The 13,460-nt window shown below is 65.1% G+C and carries 11 protein-coding genes; 10 read left to right on the top strand and 1 reads right to left on the bottom strand.

What is annotated here, in order from left to right; translation table 11 throughout:
• Window positions 1-33 precede the first annotated feature (33 nt).
• From PAM7066_RS09680 to PAM7066_RS09670, 3 genes are all read left to right on the top strand, one after another.
• A complete protein-coding gene (locus tag PAM7066_RS09680; protein WP_085853974.1) occupies window positions 34-1,632 on the top strand; it encodes a xanthine/uracil/vitamin C permease in 1,599 nt (532 codons plus the stop codon).
• Between the two features lie 57 nt (window positions 1,633-1,689).
• Complete coding sequence (gene guaD, locus PAM7066_RS09675) at window positions 1,690-3,027, top strand: guanine deaminase (protein WP_085853973.1); 1,338 nt, start codon at window positions 1,690-1,692, stop codon at window positions 3,025-3,027.
• 221 nt (window positions 3,028-3,248) lie between these two features.
• Window positions 3,249-4,118, top strand: coding sequence for a bifunctional allantoicase/(S)-ureidoglycine aminohydrolase (locus tag PAM7066_RS09670; RefSeq protein WP_085853972.1), 870 nt, complete (start codon window positions 3,249-3,251; stop codon window positions 4,116-4,118).
• Here the strand turns inward: PAM7066_RS09670 and bhcR are convergent.
• Window positions 4,099-4,944 (bottom strand): HTH-type transcriptional regulator BhcR, encoded by an 846-nt coding sequence (gene bhcR / locus PAM7066_RS09665; RefSeq protein ID WP_085853971.1) that lies wholly within the window; start codon window positions 4,942-4,944, stop codon window positions 4,099-4,101. The two genes, PAM7066_RS09670 and bhcR, sit on opposite strands and share 20 nt — an antisense overlap.
• A gap of 169 nt (window positions 4,945-5,113) precedes the next feature.
• Between bhcR and bhcA the strand changes: the two genes are divergently transcribed.
• From bhcA to PAM7066_RS09630, 7 genes are all read left to right on the top strand, one after another.
• Window positions 5,114-6,304 carry an L-aspartate--glyoxylate aminotransferase BhcA gene (gene bhcA / locus PAM7066_RS09660; protein WP_085853970.1) on the top strand — a complete coding sequence of 397 codons (1,191 nt, stop codon included), beginning with the start codon at window positions 5,114-5,116 and terminating at the stop codon, window positions 6,302-6,304.
• Between the two features lies 1 nt (window position 6,305).
• A complete protein-coding gene (gene bhcB / locus PAM7066_RS09655) occupies window positions 6,306-7,274 on the top strand; it encodes a beta-hydroxyaspartate dehydratase BhcB (RefSeq protein WP_085853969.1) in 969 nt (322 codons plus the stop codon).
• 32 nt (window positions 7,275-7,306) lie between these two features.
• Window positions 7,307-8,470 (top strand): 3-hydroxy-D-aspartate aldolase BhcC, encoded by a 1,164-nt coding sequence (gene bhcC / locus PAM7066_RS09650; RefSeq protein ID WP_085853968.1) that lies wholly within the window; start codon window positions 7,307-7,309, stop codon window positions 8,468-8,470.
• A 110-nt stretch (window positions 8,471-8,580) separates the two neighbouring features.
• A complete protein-coding gene (gene bhcD / locus PAM7066_RS09645; protein ID WP_085853967.1) occupies window positions 8,581-9,546 on the top strand; it encodes an iminosuccinate reductase BhcD in 966 nt (321 codons plus the stop codon).
• Between the two features lie 89 nt (window positions 9,547-9,635).
• Complete coding sequence (locus tag PAM7066_RS09640) at window positions 9,636-10,148, top strand: AmiS/UreI family transporter (RefSeq protein ID WP_085853966.1); 513 nt, start codon at window positions 9,636-9,638, stop codon at window positions 10,146-10,148.
• Window positions 10,145-11,149 (top strand): type I glyceraldehyde-3-phosphate dehydrogenase, encoded by a 1,005-nt coding sequence (locus tag PAM7066_RS09635; protein ID WP_085853965.1) that lies wholly within the window; start codon window positions 10,145-10,147, stop codon window positions 11,147-11,149. The genes PAM7066_RS09640 and PAM7066_RS09635 overlap by 4 nt, the downstream gene beginning before the upstream one ends.
• A gap of 20 nt (window positions 11,150-11,169) precedes the next feature.
• Window positions 11,170-13,449: an NADP-dependent malic enzyme gene (locus tag PAM7066_RS09630; protein WP_085853964.1), complete on the top strand. Its 2,280-nt coding sequence runs from the start codon at window positions 11,170-11,172 to the stop codon at window positions 13,447-13,449.
• Window positions 13,450-13,460 lie beyond the last annotated feature (11 nt).

Here is a 13,460-nt window from a genome sequence, read left to right as displayed (position 1 = left end):
GGCGGTCTGGTCTTAGCGGAGGAGGAGACCGTCATGGACGGGACGAGCTATAACTACCGGCTGTTCTCACGGGGCGATTCCAGCGCCTTCTGGGCACTGTTTACTGACAACCTGGTGAACCTGCTGATCCTGTCCGGGATCTGCCAGTTCGTGTTCGGCATGCCTGCCGAGATCGTATTCGGCCGCATCGTGCCGGGTGCCGCGATCGCCATCCTGGCGGGCGTCGTCGTCTACACGATCATGGCGAAAGTCACCGCGACCCGGCAGGGCCGGGACGTGACCGCCCTGCCATACGGCATCTCGACCCCGGTGATGTTCGTCTACCTGTTCGGCGTGATCGGCCCGATCTACTGGGCCACACAGGACCCGCTGCTGGCATGGCAGGTCGGCATCGGAGCGGGCTTCATGGGCGGCATCGTCGCGGCCCTGGGTGCCATCATCGGCCCTTGGCTGAAGCGGACCACCCCGCGCGCGGGGATGCTGGGGACGCTCTGCGGGATCGCGCTGATGTTCATCGGCGCGGTGCCACTGTCGCAGATCTTCGAGAACCCGGTGATCGGGTTCACGGCGCTTCTGTTCATCCTTTGGGGGCTGATCGGCCGCTTTCGTCTGCCGGGCAACCTGCCCGCCGGGCTGGTCGCCATCGCGGCGGGCACGGTGATCGCGATCATCCTCGGCGAGTCTCGATTTGATACCTCGGGCCTGGGCTTCTACCCGCCCGTTCCCTATTTCGGAGACCTGATTGCCGGCATCGCGTATCTCTTCGCGAACCCGGAACTGTTCCTCGTCCTGGTGCCGGTGCAGATCTACAATTTCATCGAGACCATGAACAACGTCGAGAGCGCCGAGGCCGCGGGCGACCAATATCCGGTGGGTCTGTGCCAGTTGACCGACGGCGCCGGCACCATGATCGGCGCTGTCTTCGGCTCTCCGTTTCCGACCACGGTGTACATCGGCCATCCCGCTTACAAGCGGCTGGACGCGCGCGCGGGCTATATCGTCGGCGTGGCCGTGGTGATCGCAGCGGCGGCCTTCCTTGGCTTCCTCTCCTTCCTCGCCGGATTGATCCCGATCGCGGCGGCGGCGCCCGTGCTCGTCTTCGTCGCGGTGAGCCTGATCACCAATACCGCCTGGGCGGTGAAACCCGCGCACATGGCGGCGGTCACCTTTGCAATCCTGCCGCATGTATCGTCCCTGTTGATCACCAAGTGGGGGTCGCTGATGAATTCTCTGCGCGCCACGGGCGTCGAGGGTCTGCCGGCATTGGGTGACGAGAGCCTGACCGCCGCCTTGCTGATGGAGGGCGCCCACTATGACGGCCACCTAGCGCTGAGCCAGGGTGCCGTCCTGACCGGCCTGATCTGGGGCGCCATCGTGGCAGACGTGATCGACGGGCGGTTCCGCATGGCGGGCGGCTTTGCCCTGGCGGCAGCGGCGATGTCCTCGGTCGGGGTCGTTCATGCCGCAGCACTGCAACTGCCGCAGTTCGACGGGATCACCGTGGGCTACATGATCATCGGCGGGTTCCTCTGGCTCTACCCCCTGGTGGCGCCCAAGGAGGACCTGGAGCACCGGATAATCGTGCCCGACGAACCTGACCTTCTCGACAACGTGCCTCCGCAGCGGGCCTGACGAAGCCGGGGCGGCGGCTCCGCCGCCTCATTCCACCAGACAGACCGGAGGTCGCACATGACCGAGACCCTACTGCGCGGACGCCTGCTGACGTTCCATCGCGAACCGGCGGACGCCACCGACACCGACGCCTATACCTACATCGAAGACGCGGGCCTCTTGATCGAAGACGGCGTGATCGCCGCCGCCGGATCCTACGCCGAGATCGCGGCTCGCGCGCCCGCAGCCGCGGTGGTGGACCACCGCCCGCACCTGATGATGGCCGGGTTCATCGACACGCACCTCCATTTCCCGCAGGTGCAGGTCATCGCCTCCTGGGGGGCGCAACTGCTGGACTGGCTGAACCATTACACCTTTCCCGAGGAAACGCGGTTCGCCGACGCGGACCATTGCGCGCGCATGGCCGCTGCCTTCCTCGACCAGCTTACCGACAACGGAACCACCACCGCCGTCGCGTTCTGCTCGGTCCACGCGGCAAGCGCCGACGCTCTCTTTGCCGAAGCCACGCGGCGAAACATGCGGATGCTGGGCGGCAAGGTCATGATGGACCGCAACGCGCCCGACGGGCTGCGCGACACACCGCAAACGGGGTACGACGACAGCACGGCGCTGATCGCGCGCTGGCACGGACAAGGCCGGAACGGTTATGTCATCACACCTCGCTTTGCCATCACCTCGACGCCGGAACAGTTGGACATGGCCGGCGCGCTGGCGGCCGAGCACCCTGACTGTCACATCCAGACCCACCTCTCGGAGAACCACGCCGAGATCGCCTACACGGCCGAACTCTACCCCGAGGCGCGCGATTACCTCGACGTCTACGAGCGTCACGGCCTGCTGGGACCGAAGACACTGCTGGGTCACGCCATCCACCTGAACCCGCGCGAGGTCGACGCGCTGGCCGCCACCGGAGCGCGTCCGGTCTTCTGCCCCACGTCGAACCTGTTCCTGGGCAGCGGTTTGTTCGACGAGGCTCGCCTGCGGTCTCGCGGCATTACCAGCGGCATCGCGACGGATGTGGGCGCCGGGACCAGCTATTCCATGCTCCAGACCCTGAACGAGGGCTACAAGGTGCTGCAATTGCAGGGCCAGGCGCTGCATCCGATGCGGGCTTTCCATTGGGCAACGCGCGGCAATGCCGCCGTGCTTGGCCTGGAGGACCGCATAGGAACGCTGGATCCCGGGACCGAAGCCGACATCGTCGTGTTGAATGCCCGCGCAACCGACGCCATGGCCCTGCGCGCCGAGCGGGCGAGCACGCTGGCGGAAGAGCTGTTCATCCTTCAGGTCATGGGCGACGACCGCGCCGTCGAAGAGGTCTACGTCGCCGGAGTGCCCCGCAAGACGCGCGCCAAGATGCCCGGCGCAGAAGTCCGAGCGCCCGAACCGGCTTGAGATACGGCAGCACGGCCCGTCCCCCGTTTCGGGGATCGTTATCGCCTCGACGGCTGCACCCGGACAGCCGGCTGAAGGCTTCGCAGATCGGTGCTTCCGCAGGCCCGAGAGCGGAGCACTTTCAATCTTTCCGATAAAGAGATGTGAGATCATTCCGGGTTTCTGCGGCAATATCGGTGACGCATATTGGGCAGACGCCCGCGATTTTCAGGAGGCCGGACATGTCCGCCACATACTACGCCCCTCACGGAGGCCTTCCCGGCCAGGACCAGCTTCTGACCGATCGGGCCATCTTCACCGATGCCTACGCGGTGATCCCCAAGGGAACGATGCGCGACATCGTCACCAGTTTCCTGCCTGGCTGGACGGACACGCGTCTGTGGGTGATCGCCCGGCCCCTCTCGGGCTTTGCCGAGACCTTCAGCCAGTACATCATGGAGGTGCAGCCGGGTGGCGGCTCGGATACCCCCGAGACCGATCTCGAGGCCGAAGGCGTGCTCTTTGTCGTCGAGGGCGAGGCGACATTGAGCGTGAACGGAGAAACGCACACGCTGGCAATCGGCGGGTATGCCTACCTGCCGCCCTCTGCCGACTGGGCCTTGCACAACCGGGGCAACGAGGTGCTGCGTTTTCACTGGGTGCGCAAGGCTTACGATCCCGCGCCGGGGCTGGCAGAGCCCGACGTGCTGATCCTGAACGAGAACGACATTCCGCCGACTCCGATGCCGGACACCAATGGCGCATGGGCCACCACTCGCTTCGTCGACCCCGACGACCTGCGTCACGACATGCACGTGACCGTCGTCACCTTCGAGCCGGGCGGGGTCATCCCGTTCCTGGAGACGCACGTGATGGAACACGGCCTTTACGTGCTGGAGGGCAAGGCCGTCTACAGGCTGAACAACGACTGGGTCGAGGTCGAGGCCGGCGACTTCATGTGGCTGCGCGCCTTCTGCCCGCAGGCCTGCTATGCGGGAGGGCCGGGCCGCTTCCGCTACCTGCTATACAAGGACGTCAACCGACACATGTCGCTGCGCCTCGGGGCTCAAGCCCTGCCCCGCGACCGGAGGCTCAAGTCCGCTGCGGAGTGATCGATCCTCCGATCGCCTCGGTCAGGGTTCGGGCCGCTTCCATCACGGGACGGCTCAGCCTTTCCAACCCGTCTCCGGTCAAGCGGCTGGTGGGACCCGATACCGAGATCCCGGCGATGGCCTCGCCGTTGATGTCAAAGACCGGCGCCGCGATGCAACGCATCCCGATATTGCGCTCTTCGTCGTCATAGGAATAGCCGCGCGTCCTGGTCTCCCGCAGGTCCGCCAGCAAGGCGCCATAGTCAATTATGGATTTCTTCGTGAAGGCCTCGAGCCCGTCACCAAGCCGACGTGCCAGACGCGCGTCGTCCATCTGCGCCAGCAGGGCCTTGCCGATCCCCGAGGCGTGCATCGCCGAAAGGGTGCCGGGCGGAAAGAAGGCGCGAATGTTGGCATGGGTCTCCACCTGGCTGAGGAACAGCACCATTCCCTCTTTCTCGACACCAAGGTTGGCAGTCTCGCCGGTCGCCTCCATCAGCGCGCGCATGACGGGGCGGGCGCGGTCCACCAAGCTCGTGCGGCGCAGGAAGCGCGCTCCGATCATGAAGGCGCGGGGGCCGATGTGCCAAAGCTGTTCCCCGGCATCGAACTCCACCAACCCCCGGTTTTCGAGCGTCACGAGAACACGATAGACCGTCGAGGGCGACTGGCCCATCTCGGCTGAAATGGCACTCAGCGCCATCCCCTGCCGTTCGCTGAGGAACTCGAAAACCTCCATCGCCCGGTCCAGCGCCTTGATGGTGTTCTGGGCCGTCTTGTCGTCCCAGTCGCGGGGGCGGCCGCGCGCTTTTCGCGTCCCCCGCCCGGCATTGTCTTGAAAATCCATGAGATGCCTTCGGGATTAAATGAAAGATGCATTCACCATATGAAAAATACAAGCCACTGTAAACAATAGAATATTTCCCTGTCTGGTCAGCGCAGTAGGACCGCCCAAAAAAATGGCCCGAAGCTGACCGGCTTCCTATCGTGGTTCAAATGACGGAAGGAGACGCGCCATGAGCTTTCAGAATCCGGTTTTCATTCCCGGTCCAACGAACATTCCCGAGCGCCTGCGCAAGGCGTGCGACATGCCGACGATCGACCATCGCTCGCCGCTGTTCGGACAGATCCTGCACCCGGCCCGCGAGGGGGTGCGCAAGGTGCTGAAGAGCAACTCGGCGCAGGTCTTCATCTTTCCGTCGACCGGCACCGGCGGCTGGGAAGCCGCCCTGACCAATTGCCTGTCCGCGGGCGACAAAGTGCTTGCAGCCCGCAACGGCATGTTCTCCCACCGCTGGATCGACATGTGCCAGCGCCACGGCCTGAAGGTAGAAATCATAGAGACCCCCTGGGGCCACGGCGTGCCCGCAGACCGGTATGAGGAAATCCTGGCCGCCGACGAGAACCATGAGATCAAGGTCGTTCTAGCCACGCACAATGAGACCGCAACCGGCGTGAAATCCGACATCGCCGCCGTCCGCCGCGCACTAGACGCCGCCGGTCATCCCGCCATGCTGTTCGTGGATGGCGTCAGTTCCATCGCGTCGATGGATTTCCGTTTCGATGAATGGGGCGTCGACGTTGCCGTCGCCGGCTCGCAGAAGGGTTTCATGCTGGCGCCGGGCCTGGCCATCACTGCGTTCAGCGACAAGGCCATGATGGCGACCGAGGCCGCGACCCTGCCCCGCACCTTCTTCGACGTGAAGGACATGGCAAAGGGCTATGCCAACAACGCCTATCCCTACACGCCTGCCGTCGGCCTGCTGAACGGTCTGAACGAGGCGTGCGGGATGCTGCTGGACGAGGGGCTGGAGAATGTCTTTGCCCGCCATCACCGCATCGCCGAGGGCATACGCGCCGCGGTGGGTGCCTGGGGGCTCGAGCTATGCGCCGTCTCGCCCGAGGTCTACTCGGACACGGTCAGCGCGATCCGCACGCCCGAGGGCTTCAACGCCACGGACATCGTTTCCCACGCCGCCAGCGCCTATGGCGTGGCCTTCGGCACCGGCCTGGGCGAAGTCGCGGGAAAGGTGTTCCGCATCGGCCACCTGGGCAGCCTGACCGACGTCATGGCGCTGTCGGGCATCGCCACGGCGGAAATGGTCATGGCCGATCTGGGACTGGATATCACCCTCGGGTCCGGCGTCGCCGCTGCTCAGGACTGCTATCGTGGGAACCGCTTGAACGCAGACAAAGCGGCCGCCTGAGATGAAGGACGACGCCATGTATATCCCGACCTACGAGGACATGCTGGCCGCCCATGAGCGGATCAAGCCCCATATCCGGCGAACCGAAGTGCGGACATCGGCCTACCTGAACGAGGTGACCGGGGCAGAACTGTTCTTCAAGTGCGAGAACTTTCAGGAACCGGGTGCTTTCAAGGTCCGCGGCGCCTGCAATGCGGTCTTCGGCCTCGACGACGAACAAGCCGAGAAGGGCGTGGCGACGCATTCCAGCGGCAACCACGCGTCCTGCCTGAGCTACGCCGCCATGCGTCGCGGCATCCCCTGCAACGTGGTCATGCCGCGCACCGCGCCGCAGGCGAAGAAGGACACCGTGCGCCGCTACGGCGGACAGATCACCGAATGCGACCCCTCGACCTCGAGCCGCGAGGCGACCTTTGCCGAGGTGCAGAAGGCCACCGGGGGCGACTTCGTCCACCCCTACAACGATCCGCGCGTCATCGCGGGGCAAGGCACCTGCTCGAAGGAGTTCGTCGAGCAGACCGACGGGCTGGACATGGTGGTCGCGCCTATCGGCGGCGGCGGCATGATCTCGGGCACCTGCCTGACCCTCTCGAAGCTGGCACCCGAGTGCCAGGTCATCGCCGCCGAACCCGAGCAGGCCGACGACGCCTATCGCAGCTTCAAGGCCGGGCATGTCATCGCCGATGACGCGCCGAAAACCATCGCCGACGGGCTGCTGGTGCCGCTGAAGGACCTGACCTGGCATTTCGTGTCGAACCACGTCAGCGAGATCTACACGGCGTCGGAGCAGGAAATCGTCGATGCGATGAAGCTGGTCTGGAAGCACCTGCGCGTGGTGATGGAGCCGTCTTCGGCTGTGCCCATGGCCTGCGTGCTGAAGAACCCCGACCCCTTCCGCGGCAAGCGCGTGGGCATCGTCCTCACCGGTGGCAACGTCGACCTCGACCGCCTGCCGTGGATGGCCGGTTGAAGCCCCACCCTACCGAACAAAGGAAACGAGCGATGAAAGACATGACCAACCTCGATGCATACGAAGTGGGCTACGACATTCCGGCGAAGCCCGGCATGGATGAAGCCGACATCCAGACCCCTTGCCTGGTGCTGGACCTCGATGCGCTGGAGCGCAACATCAAAAAAATGGGCGACTACGCCAAGGCGCACAACATGCGCCACCGCGCCCACGGCAAGATGCACAAGTCGGTGGATGTCCTGAAGCTGCAGATGGAGATGGGGGGCGCCCTCGGCGTCTGCTGCCAGAAGGTGTCGGAGGCAGAGGTCTTCGTGCGCGGTGGCATCAAGGAAGTGCTGGTGTCGAACCAGGTCCGCGATCCGGCCAAGATCGACCGTCTGGCCCAGCTGCCGAAGCACGGCGCAAACATCATCGTCTGCGTCGATGACGTGGCCAACGTGGCCGATCTGTCGGCAGCGGCCAAGAAACACGGCACCGAGCTGGGCGTCTTCGTGGAGATCGACTGCGGCGCCGGCCGTTGCGGTGTCACCACGACCCCGGCGGTGGTCGAGATCGTCGAGGCCGTGCAGGCCGCCGAAAACCTGACCTACAAGGGCATCCAGGCCTACCAGGGCGCGATGCAGCACATGGACAGCTTTACGGACCGTCAGGTCAAGATCGACGCCGCCGTTGCGCAGGTCAAGGACGCGGTCGAGGCGCTGAAGGCCAAGGACATCGAGACCGAGCTGGTCTCGGGCGGGGGCACCGGATCCTACTACTTCGAGTCAAACTCGGGTCTCTACAACGAGCTTCAGTGCGGCTCCTACGCCTTCATGGACGCGGATTACGGCCGGATCCTTGACAAGGACGGCAACCGCATCGACGCGGGCGAGTGGGAAAACGCCTTCTTCATCCTGACCTCGGTCATGTCCCATGCAAAGGCCGACAAGGCGATTTGCGACGCGGGCCTGAAGGCGCAATCCGTCGATAGCGGGCTGCCCTTCGTCTACGGCCGAGACGATGTCGAATACATCAAGTGCTCGGACGAGCATGGCGTGATCAGCGATCCGGAAGGCGTTCTGAAGGTCAACGAAAAGCTGCGCCTCGTGCCCGGCCACTGCGATCCGACCGCAAACGTGCATGACTGGTACGTAGGGGTTCGGAACGGCAAGGTCGAATGCGTGTGGCCGGTATCGGCCCGCGGCAAGGCCTACTGACGCTCTGGAACAGGGGGGTCGGTTCAGGAGGAGCCGGAAGTCGCCCGTCGTGTATGCCGCCCCCCCCGGCAGTGGCACACGGGCGCACGAAACACCAAGGGGAGAGAGACATGTTGATCGTGCCCGAGCGCGAGATTGCCAACCTGATGACCCGTGAAGCTGCCTTCGACGCCGTGGAAAAGGTCTTTGCCGCCATGGCGTCGGATGACGCCCGCAACTTCCCGGTCGTGCGCGAGGCCATCGGCCACGAGGATGCGCTTTACGGCTTCAAGGGCGGCTTCGACCGTGCGGGCCTGACGCTCGGCCTGAAGGCGGGCGGCTACTGGCCGCACAACCTGGAAAAACACGAACTGATCAACCACCAGTCCACCGTCTTCCTGTTCGATCCGGACACCGGCAGGGCCAAGGCCATGGTGGGTGGGAACTTGCTGACCGCGCTGCGCACTGCTGCCGCGTCCTCGGTGTCGATCAAGCACTTGGCTCGCGAAGACGCGAAGGTCATCGGCATGATCGGCGCCGGGCACCAGGCGACGTTCCAGCTACGCGCCGCGCTGGAGCAGCGCCGCTTCGAAAAGGTCATCGGCTGGAACTATCACCCGGAGATGCTGCCCAATATCGAGAAGGTCGCCACCGAGGCCGGCCTGCCCTTCGAGGCGGTCGACCTGCCTGGCATGGCCGAAGCCGATGTCATCATCACGATTACCTCCGCCTTTGCGCCGTCGCTGATGGCCGACCACGTCAGCCCCGGCACGCATATCGCCTGCATGGGCACCGACACCAAGGGCAAGCAAGAGGTCGAGACCGCCTTGCTGGGACGCGCCACGGTCTTCACCGACGAGGTCGCCCAGTCGATCAGTATTGGCGAGGCACAGCACGCCATCCAGGATCTGAGTTTGCGACCCGAGGATATCATCCAGTTGGGTCGGGTGATCAACGGCTCGCACGAGGGGAGGACCTCGGATGACGAGATCACGCTCTTCGACGGCACGGGTGTCGGCCTTCAGGATCTCGCCGTCGCCGCGGCGGTGGTCGACCTTGCTGTCGAAAAAGGCATCAGTATCGAGGTCGATTTCTGAGGCCGCCCGAACAGCCCGTTAATCTGGCCGGTTGCGGCGCACGCGTTGCAATCGAAATCGCTCAATGGCTCCATTCAAAGGCCAAATCCATGCTGCTGCCCCTTTCACTGCTGTTTGTCGGTGCCGTGCTGGTGCTGAACGGCCTTTGGATGGCCAGTCGCATCGACGATGGCGAGATCGTGCTGATGAATGGCGCCACCGCCGCGATCACCGCCGCCGTGGCCGCGGTATCGCTGGTGCAGGCGCAGGATGTGGCCGATGTGCGCGCCGTCGCCATGACGCTTCTTTTCAGCGTGACCTACCTGTGGGTGGCCTTCAACCGGGTCAGCGGCTCGGACGGGCGCGGCCTGGGATGGTTCTCGCTCTTCGTGGCGTTCTCGATCCTGCCCGAAGCCGTTCGGACCTTGCGTGCCGCCTCGACCCCGATGGAGACATGGCTGGGCCTGTGCTGGCTGGCATGGGCGGCGCTTTGGTTCCTGTATTTCCTGACGATGGCGATGCAGATACCCTTTCGCAGACAGGCCGCGCTGGCGACGCTGGTCAGCGGCGTGCTGACCGCCTGGCTGCCGGCGCTGTTCCTGATGTACGGGACCCACTCATGAGCCGCACGTTCCGCGTCTTCATCAATGGGTTCGGCCGGATCGGAAGAACCCTGTTCCGACAGATCATGTACGGCGGCAGCGGTCTCGAGATCGTCGGCATCAACGATATCGCTTCACTGGACATCTGCGCCTACCTGCTGCGCTACGACAGCGTTTACGGTCCGTTTCCCTCGAAGGTGGACGCCGGCAAGGGTTGGATCGAACTAAACCACCACCGGATCGCCTTCAGCAATCTTCGCGACCTGCGCGACCTCGACCTGTCCGGCGTCGACGTCGTGCTGGAGTGCACCGGGCGGGCGCTCACACAAACGATCGCCGAGGCCGGACTGGACGCGGGCGCACGGGCGGTGCTGGTCTCGGGTCCCTCCCCCGCCGCCGAGACGACCGTCGTGAGGGGTGTCAACGAGCAGGAACTGCGCGCCGCCCGCATCGTGTCGAACGCGTCCTGCACCACGAATGCCATCGCGCCGCTGTTGCGGAAGCTCGACCTCGGGCTTGGCATCGAGAAGGCGCATGTCACCACGATCCACTGCTACACCGGTAGCCAGCCGACGGTGGACGCGCCCGGCCTGTCGCCGGAACGCAGCCGTGCCGCCGCCGTATCGATGATCCCGACCACGACAAGCGCCGCCGAGCAGGTGATCGGCGTCTTGCCGGAATTCCAGGGGCGCTTGAGCATGGCCGCCGTGCGGGTGCCCTGCCTGTCGGTTTCGGCAATCGACGCAGTGATCCAAACCTGCGAGGATTTACAGCAGCCCGTCATCGAATTCCTCCGCGAAGCCTTCGAGGACTCGCCGTTGATCGGATTGACCGATGACCCCTGCGTCTCAACCGATTTCCGGGCCCGCCCGGAATCGCTGGTGCTGGCACTTCGCGAAACCATGACTATCGGCTCCCGGCAGCTGCGCCTTCTGGGATGGTACGACAACGAGTGGGGCTTTTCGGCCCGCATGATCGAGACGGCGCGGCGGATGGCCGCGCGCTCCGATCCGGTCGCGTGACATGAGAGGAGGAGGACACCATGGCTCTCGACGCTTCAAGGAAGGACATCGAACGGCGTGCGGCGCTGAACTACCATGAGTTTCCGCGCCCCGGAAAGCTGGAGGTCCGCCCGACCAAGCCCATGGAGACAGCGCGTGATCTTTCCCGCGCCTATTCGCCCGGCGTGGCCGAGGCCTGCACCGCGATCGCGGCGGACCCGGCGCTGGCCACCCGCTACACCGCCAAGCGCAACCTCGTCGCGGTGATCTCGAACGGGACGGCGGTGCTGGGGCTGGGCAACATCGGCGCGCTGGCGTCCAAGCCGGTGATGGAGGGCAAGGCCGTCCTGTTCAAGAAGTTCGCCGGGATCGACTGCTTCGACATCGAGGTGGACGAATCCGACCCCGAGGCGCTGGCCGACCTTGTCTGCAGGTTGGAACCGACCTTCGGCGCGGTGAACCTCGAGGACATCAAGGCGCCCGACTGCTTCACGGTCGAGCGCATCTGCCGCGGGCGGATGGGCATCCCGGTCTTCCACGACGACCAGCACGGCACCGCCATCGTGGTCGCAGCCGCGGCACGAAACGCGCTGCGTATTGCCGGCAAGCGGCCGCAGGACATTCGCATCGTCGGCCTCGGTGCGGGCGCGGCGGGAGTGGCCTGCCTGGCCATGCTGCACAAGATGGGTGTGCCGCTCGAAAACATCACCGTCTTCGACCGTTCCGGTGTGCTGCATGCCGCGCGCGAGGATCTGGCCGCCGAGCAGATGGTATTCGCCACGGCTGCCGAAGGCATCACCATCGACCAGGCCATGAGGGGGGCGGACATGTTCCTCGGACTCTCCGGTCCCGGAGCGCTGCCCGCAGACAACGTTCGCGAGATGGCCGGGAATCCGATCATCTTCGCCCTGGCCAATCCTGTCCCGGAGATCATGCCCGAGGAAGCGCGCGAGGCGTCGCCCGGCGCAATGATCGCCACCGGGCGCAGCGATTACCCCAATCAGGTCAATAACGTGCTCTGCTTTCCGTTCATCTTCCGCGGCGCCCTGGACGTCGAGGCGACCGAGATCAACGACGCCATGAAGCTCGCGTGCGTCGATGCCATCGCGTCGCTGGCCCGCCAGACGACCTCTGCCGAAGTCGGTGTGGCCTACGAGGGCGAACGCCTGACCTTCGGCCGGGACTATCTGATCCCCAAGCCCTTCGACCCGCGCTTGCTGCCCACGGTAGCGGTAGCCGTGGCGCGAGCGGCCATCGAGTCCGGCGTCGCCCGACGTGTCTTGATCCTGGAGGACTACCGGCAGGCCCTTGAAGCCGAGGTCTTCAAGTCTTCGATGATCATGCGCGGCGTCTTTGCAGCCGCTCGCGAGTCCTGCCGTCGCATCGTCTTCGCCGAGGGAGAGGATGACCGCGTGCTGCGCGCCGTGCAGGCAATGAGCGAGGACAGCACCGACCGAGCCGTACTCGTGGGTCGCCCCAACATCATCGCGCAGCGGATCGACCGGGCCGGCCTGTCGATCGTCGTCGGCCAAGACTTCGAGACCGTGAATCCCGAGAATGACGAGCGCTACCGCGAGTACTGGCAGACCTACCACAAGGTCATGCGGCGCCATGGCGTGACGCCAGATCTGGCGAAGGCGATCATGCGCACGAATACCACCGCAATCGCCGCGACCATGGTGCATCGCGGCGATGCGGACAGCATGATTTGCGGCACCTTCGGGCAGTACCAGTGGCATCTGAACTACGTCACGCAGATGCTGTCGACGCCAAGTCTGACCCCGGCGGGCGCACTATCCTTGGTGATCCTCGACGACGGTCCGCTCTTCGTGGCGGACACACACGTGAACATCGACCAGGCGCCCGAGACGCTGGCCAGGACAGTTGTCGCCGCCGCCCGGCATGTCCGCCGCTTCGGACTGGAGCCGAAGATCGCCCTGTGCTCGGGCTCGCAATTCGGCAATCTGGACAGCCGGTCGGGGCGCCTCATGCGTGGCGCTCTCGGGATCCTGGACAGTGCGCCGCGCGATTTTCAGTATGAAGGTGAGATGCACACCGACGCGGCGCTCGACCCGGATCTCCGCAAACGGCTCTTGCCGGGCAACCGGCTGGAAGGGCGGGCCAACGTACTGATCTACGCGGATACCGATGCGGCCGGCGCCGCCCGCAACCTGCTGAAAAGCGCGGCGGGGGGCCTTGAGGTCGGTCCGATCCTGATGGGCATGGGCAACCGCGCCCACATCGTGACCCCGGGCGTGACGTCCCGGGGCCTGCTGAACATCGCCGCCTTGGCAGGCGCCGACGTCGCCACCTATAGCTGAAGTTGATCCGG

The sequence above is a fragment of the Palleronia marisminoris genome (genome assembly GCF_900172315.1).
GTDB classification, from domain to species: domain Bacteria; phylum Pseudomonadota; class Alphaproteobacteria; order Rhodobacterales; family Rhodobacteraceae; genus Palleronia; species Palleronia marisminoris.
The sequence above is the reverse complement of the archived record's forward strand: the minus strand, read 5'-3'. Positions and strand labels throughout refer to the sequence as shown.

Excerpts from the sequence above, each read along its gene's own strand:
- PAM7066_RS09680 (WP_085853974.1), top strand. The coding sequence starts at position 34 with ATGGACGGGACGAGCTATAACTACCGGCTGTTCTCACGGGGCGATTCC.
- guaD (WP_085853973.1), top strand. The coding sequence starts at position 1,690 with ATGACCGAGACCCTACTGCGCGGACGCCTGCTGACGTTCCATCGCGAA.
- PAM7066_RS09670 (WP_085853972.1), top strand. The coding sequence starts at position 3,249 with ATGTCCGCCACATACTACGCCCCTCACGGAGGCCTTCCCGGCCAGGAC.
- bhcR (WP_085853971.1), bottom strand. The coding sequence starts at position 4,944 with ATGGATTTTCAAGACAATGCCGGGCGGGGGACGCGAAAAGCGCGCGGC.
- bhcA (WP_085853970.1), top strand. The coding sequence starts at position 5,114 with ATGAGCTTTCAGAATCCGGTTTTCATTCCCGGTCCAACGAACATTCCC.
- bhcB (WP_085853969.1), top strand. The coding sequence starts at position 6,306 with ATGAAGGACGACGCCATGTATATCCCGACCTACGAGGACATGCTGGCC.
- bhcC (WP_085853968.1), top strand. The coding sequence starts at position 7,307 with ATGAAAGACATGACCAACCTCGATGCATACGAAGTGGGCTACGACATT.
- bhcD (WP_085853967.1), top strand. The coding sequence starts at position 8,581 with ATGTTGATCGTGCCCGAGCGCGAGATTGCCAACCTGATGACCCGTGAA.
- PAM7066_RS09640 (WP_085853966.1), top strand. The coding sequence starts at position 9,636 with ATGCTGCTGCCCCTTTCACTGCTGTTTGTCGGTGCCGTGCTGGTGCTG.
- PAM7066_RS09635 (WP_085853965.1), top strand. The coding sequence starts at position 10,145 with ATGAGCCGCACGTTCCGCGTCTTCATCAATGGGTTCGGCCGGATCGGA.
- PAM7066_RS09630 (WP_085853964.1), top strand. The coding sequence starts at position 11,170 with ATGGCTCTCGACGCTTCAAGGAAGGACATCGAACGGCGTGCGGCGCTG.